Raw genomic sequence first — 6000 nt, forward strand, 5'->3', positions numbered from 1 at the left:
ATTGTTGTACCTTTGTCTCCTAATACAAGAAATCAACCTTATTATGTTTAAGAAATTTTATTTGTTCATACTTTTGCTAATGTCAGCTTCGGCATTTGCACAATGGCGAGTAGAAGGAACGGTAGTAGATGAATTGAGCAAAAAGCCATTAGAAGGCGTGAAAGTACACGTCAATGCTTCTGCTTGGCAAGCAACTACCAATGGAAAAGGAAAATACGCCCTCTCTCTTCCCGAAGGCGAATACCTTATCATCTATTCACTTAATGGGTATACCCGTCAAGAGCAATTAGTCTCTGTAGGAGGGGAGAAAATCACTCAGCAACTGCCTGAGGTGAGCCTAACAGCCGATTTAGTTCAAGAATCCGAACAAATGGCTGTAATCAACGAATCTGAACTCGAAGACGATGAGAGCGGTGCCGATGCTATGTCTGGCCTCTTGCAAAGCTCTCAAGATGTGTTTATGCGACGTGCAGCTTTCGATTTTAGTTCTGCTTTCTTCAAACCTCGTGGTTACGATTCCAAAGATGTAACTGTACTCATCAATGGTATCCCTATGAACCGATTTGAAAATGGTCGCGCCCAATGGAATAATTGGGGAGGTCTCAACGACATCACTCGCAACCAAGAGTACAGCAATGGACTCTCAAAATCCGACTATACTTTCGGCGGTCTAATGGGCTCTAACTACATCAACATTCGCCCCTCACTCAACCGCGCTGGGCTTCGCATTACTTCTTCAGCAAGCAACCGCAGTTATACCGGTCGATTGATGGCTACCTACAACTCAGGTGTACTCCGCAATGGCTTGTCGTTTATGGTATCCGCCTCCCGACGCTTCGCCCCTCAAGGCACTTGGGTCGATGGAACGCTCTACAACGCTTATGCTTTCTCTGGCGGCGTTGAATACCAACTCAACGATCATCACAGCTTCAACCTCATCGGACTCTTCTCTCCCGTAAAACGCGGCAAAAGCTCTCCTCTCACTCGAGAAGCTCTCGATTTGTTCGGCTACCAATACAACCCTTATTGGGGCAGACAAATGGGCGACAAACGCAACTCTCGCAACCGCATCATCTCCGAACCTATCTTCGTTCTTTCATATAACTATTTGAAAAACAATACGCGTTTGAATATCGACTTAGGCTATCAGTTCGGCGAAATTGGCAATACCCGCATCGCTTATGCGAACGCCCAAAACCCCGAACCTAACTATTATAAAAATATGCCAAGCTATTACCTGAACCAAAATGCAGGCCCCGACTTTGCAGCCGCCGAAGAACAAAAAAACTATATCTTGGCTAACTCTCAACTCAATTGGGAAAACTTGTACTATGCTAACTATAACAATGCCGATAAACACAGTACTTTTATAGTGAGCAACGACATCAACCGCGAACGCACCCTTTCTGCCAATGTGAATTTTGCAATGCCTATTCACGACTTCATCAAATGGACATCAGGACTCGTATACCGCAATATCTCTTCCGATAACTTCGCCGAAATCGACGACTTGCTCGGTGGTCAGTACTTTGTGAACTACGATTACTTCGAGAACAAACCTTACGATGCCAATGAGGCAGATATGAAAAAACAAAAAGGCGATAAATGGAATTACTTCTATAGCCTAAAAAGCAATGTAGCCGAGGCTTTCTCTCAATTAGAATTTACCTTCAAAAAAGCCGAACTCTTCATCGCTGGTCGTTATCACTACACCGATGTACAACGCGAGGGTAAATACAACTACCCCCTTTACAGCGATTCGTATGGCAAAGGCGCCTTGCAAGTGCAAAACGGGGTAAGTACCAAAGCTGGAATTACTTATGCCCTCACTGGTCGCCACCTCTTGCAACTCAATGTAGGCTATTTCAACACCCCACAATCCTTGCGCAATATCTATCCTAATGTGCGCAACTCCAATCGAATATTGCCTAATCTCAAAAACGAAATGGCTTACACCGCCGATGCAAGCTATATATTGCGCTCCTCTTTCTTGAAAGGTCGCCTCACAGGCTTCTTTACCGAGATTGAAAACACTGCCGAAACTAACTTCTTCTATACCGAAACCGCCCTTACCGATGAAATCGACAAAGATTTCGTGGCACAAACCATCGATGGCATCAAAAAACGCCACTTCGGATTAGAATTGGGTGCCGAAGCGCAATTGCACCCTACTGTAAAACTTACAGCAGTGGCTGCTATAGGGCAATACACCTATATCAATAATCCATCGCTCTACATTTCAGCAGGTGATGTAAATAAAGCTATCGACGAGGTCAAAATGAAAAATTACCACGTGCCAAGCGGGCCACAACAAGCTTATTCATTAGGATTGGAATACCGAAATCCTAAATATTGGTGGGTAGGCGCCACTGCCAATTTCTTAGCCCAAAACTACGTATCGCTATCTGCCCTCAACCGCACCTCTCAGTTCTTTATCGACCCAGCTACCAAAGCACCCTACTCTAATATCGACCTCGATAAAGCTCGTCAACTCCTCAAACAAGAACGCTTAGACGATGTCTTCTTAGTAAACCTCGTCGCTGGTAAATCTTGGCGCGTAAAGAAAACCTATATCAACCTAATGGCAAGTGTGAACAACCTCTTCGATACCAAATTCCTTTCAGGAGGTTTTGAACAATCACGTACGGCTAACTATGGCAGAATGCTACAAGATAACGCCCAAGGAGTCCCTTCTTTCGGTAACCGATATTTCGTAGGTTACGGACGTACCTATATGCTCAATTTAGCCGTAAGTCTCTAAATAGTAAATCAGAATTGGTTTGCAAATTTTGTGTCGCTACACTTTGCCAAAGTTTTAATTGCTCGTCGTGCTACGACCTTTGGCAAAGTTGATTACCTTGAAAATCAAATACTTTTAAATAAAGTATGTTATGTAATTCGTTTTACAAGCGCCTTTAAAAGTGAACTTATTTGCAATCTATTTTTGTTTGACTATTAATAATAGGTAACAAGTAACATTAAAAATCGCCCCATTGAATCCCTTTTGCGGATTGTCCCCCTTCGGAGGTTTGGAGGCTAAACTAATAAATAACAACAATATGAAACTAAATGCATTAAAACCCACAGCGATAGCCCTATTGTCGCTATTCGCAATTACATCGTGCGTAAAGGACGACGATTATGACATCCCTAACCCTGAAGGCGAAAAAACACTACCGCCTTTTAGTGGTCAGGTAGTAAGCTTCGATACAGCCATAGGTAAAGCCGTTACAAATGTAACTACTTATGGAGCCGACGAGGCAATCGAAGGTTATGTAATCTCCAGTGACGAAGCTGGTAACTTCTATCAAAAAATTTATATCCAAAACGAAGATAAAACCAAAGGAGTTACCGTCGCTATCAATAAAACAGGTCTATATACCGATTTCCCATTAGGTGCCAAAGTGCAATTGCGACTCAAAGGACTCACCTCACAAGTAAACAATGGTGGAGTCGACTTTGGAAGTGGTATATTCCAAGCAAATAACGGAAGAACTAGTGTAGGACGAATGTCAGAAGCCATCGCTAAAAATCACCTTTTCGATAAAGGAGGTGTGCGTAAAACTTTAGCCGAACTCGCTAAAGCCGATACTTCTATAAATACATTAAAGGTAGAAGCCAATATCAACCAACTCATCACCCTTAAAGGAGTACACTTCAAAACGGAAGATGTAGGTAAAAATATGCATCAAAAAGCCAATGATACCCGTCAAGGAACAGACTACACCCTCATCGATGCACAAGGCAATACCATCCCCTTCAGAACCAACCGTTATGCCAAGTTCAAAGATGAGAAAGTACCTTCAGGTACCTTAAACATCACAGGAGTACTCACAAAGTACGGTCAAAATTGGCAGTTTATGATTAGCAACTACGCTGATATAGTAGTCAACGGAGGCACCTCTACCGGTACCCAAACCAATACTCAAACCAATACAACCGTTGAAACTGTAGAAGCCAGTACCGCTACAGCCGCCAACTTCGTAGAAGGTAAAAAGGTAAAACTACACGGTAATCTTAAGGTAGAAGGAAGCAGAGCCTATATTCTTTTTAGTGATGGCACCAAAATACAATTGTACACTAAAAACTTCAGTAAAATTAGTAAAGAGAATAAAGATAACCTCAAAGTAAATGGCAAAGAAGTTACTGTAACAGGTACTTTTGGCAAACATAATACTACGCTTCAAATCGCTTATGAGCAAGACAGTGATTTAGTATGGGGCTCAGGTAATAACAACCCACAACCACCGGCAGAAACTATAGAAGCAAGTACCGCTACAGTAGCTGTTTTTGAAGAAAATAAAGTTGTTACTATGCACGGTGTATTAGTATCTAAAGGAGGTAAGGGCTATTTTAAATTAGGAGATGGCACCTTAATACAAGTTTATTCCAGTACTAAAAACATCAATGAAACTAAAGAAAAAATTGCAATGGGTGGTTACGAAGTTACTATAAAAGGAACCTTTGGCCTACATAATGGAACAAAACAAATTCAATATACCAAAGCAGAAGATGTAACTTTTGGTCAAGCCCCTGCTACCCCCACTTATGAAGCCTTAGATGCTTCTACAGCCACTATAGCTAACTATGCCGATGGTAAATATGTAAAACTTACAGGTACTATTATTACTCAAAAAAATGGTAAATATACAGATTCCTACATCACATTATCCGATGGTAATAAAATAAAACTTTTCCCAGCAAATAGTGCTAGCATTTCAAAAGCAAAAACTGATAGTCTAAAAAAAGATGGTCAAAAAGTAACTATTTCAGGTAAGTTCGAAGACTACATCGATAATAAAGGAGCAAAAATTTACGAACTCATCTACATAAAAGATAGCGATGTAGAAATACAATAAAAAACATTTTTTCTTACCTAAAAAGAGGCTGTCCGAAAAGTCTAAAAATCGCTTTTGCATCATAAACTTTGTCAAAGTCGCAAAACTTTGACAAAGTCTATAGCACTGATAATCAATCACTTTTAGAGTGTGTTATGTAGGAAAGCCAGCGATAGCTGGGTATGTGCTGCAAACGCCCCCTCAAGAAAAACTTTTAGGACAGCCCCTTTTATTCTCATCCCCTCCCACAGTTCCCACCGCTCTTACCGCTCCCACCACCACCCTCTCTTTCCCTAATTCCCTATCCGCCCGCACAACTCCCACACTTTCATCACCACCCAATCCCATCACCCCCCTCTCTTTCTCTAACCCCCACCGCTCCCACCGCCTCCCACCACTCCTATCACTCACACCCCCCGAAAAAAACTCTCACCCCTCTCAGTCCTTCCGAGTTTCTCCCAGTCCCTCCGAGTTTCTCTCCCACCCCTCCCATCCCCGCCCGCACAGCTCGCACCCCTCCGACACCTCGGAGTCTCACCGAGATTCTCTTGTAAATCTCTATTGATTCTCAACCACTTAAAAAATAAATTAAAAAAATCATAAAAAAAGTTCACAAAAAATTTGCTAGTTTAAAAAAACGCCGTACCTTTGCACCCGCAAATGAGACAAAACACGGTCTCAAAATAAGAAACAACACGTACATTGACATAATGTTGTACAGCACAAAAAAGATTTAAAGAATCGAGTGAAACCTGAAGTCAATTCGTAGGGGCGTATAGCATACGCCCACTACAAAAAAACAAATCGGTTAAAGAAATAAAAGAATTTAACGATGAAGAGTTTGATCCTGGCTCAGGATGAACGCTAGCGGCAGGCCTAACACATGCAAGTCGAGGGAGAAGCCTTCGGGCTAAGACCGGCGCACGGGTGCGTAACGCGTATACAATCTGCCTTTTATCCGGGGGATAGCCCGAAGAAATTTGGATTAATACCCTATGGTATAAGAGCACGGCATCGTGCACTTATTAAAGCTACGGCGGTAAAAGATGAGTATGCGTTCTATTAGCTAGTTGGAGAGGTAACGGCTCCCCAAGGCGACGATAGATAGGGGTTCTGAGAGGGATGTCCCCCACACTGGTACTGAGATACGGACCAGACTCCT

3 protein-coding genes and 1 rRNA gene (1 of these 4 running past the window's edge) are annotated in these 6000 nt (G+C 42.4%); all 4 read left to right on the top strand.

Annotation, left to right across the window (positions count from 1 at the left end; translation table 11 throughout):
• Window positions 1-43: 43 nt before the first annotated feature.
• Entirely contained in the window at window positions 44-2761 is a 2718-nt protein-coding gene (locus tag JMN12_RS00380; RefSeq protein ID WP_203083002.1) for a TonB-dependent receptor, read from the top strand.
• A gap of 298 nt (window positions 2762-3059) precedes the next feature.
• Window positions 3060-4859 carry a DUF5689 domain-containing protein gene (locus tag JMN12_RS00385; protein ID WP_203136109.1) on the top strand — a complete coding sequence of 600 codons (1800 nt, stop codon included), beginning with the start codon at window positions 3060-3062 and terminating at the stop codon, window positions 4857-4859.
• A 127-nt stretch (window positions 4860-4986) separates the two neighbouring features.
• Window positions 4987-5403 carry a hypothetical protein gene (locus JMN12_RS00390; protein ID WP_203136111.1) on the top strand — a complete coding sequence of 139 codons (417 nt, stop codon included), beginning with the start codon at window positions 4987-4989 and terminating at the stop codon, window positions 5401-5403.
• Window positions 5404-5667: 264 nt separating this feature from the next.
• Window positions 5668-6000: ribosomal RNA gene (locus JMN12_RS00395) — 16S ribosomal RNA — on the top strand (its annotated part continues 1071 nt past the right edge of the window); the annotation flags it as partial.

Source organism: Capnocytophaga genosp. AHN8471, from assembly GCF_016806945.1.
Lineage (GTDB): Bacteria > Bacteroidota > Bacteroidia > Flavobacteriales > Flavobacteriaceae > Capnocytophaga > Capnocytophaga periodontitidis.

Excerpts from the sequence above, each read along its gene's own strand:
- JMN12_RS00380 (WP_203083002.1), top strand. The coding sequence starts at position 44 with ATGTTTAAGAAATTTTATTTGTTCATACTTTTGCTAATGTCAGCTTCG.
- JMN12_RS00385 (WP_203136109.1), top strand. The coding sequence starts at position 3,060 with ATGAAACTAAATGCATTAAAACCCACAGCGATAGCCCTATTGTCGCTA.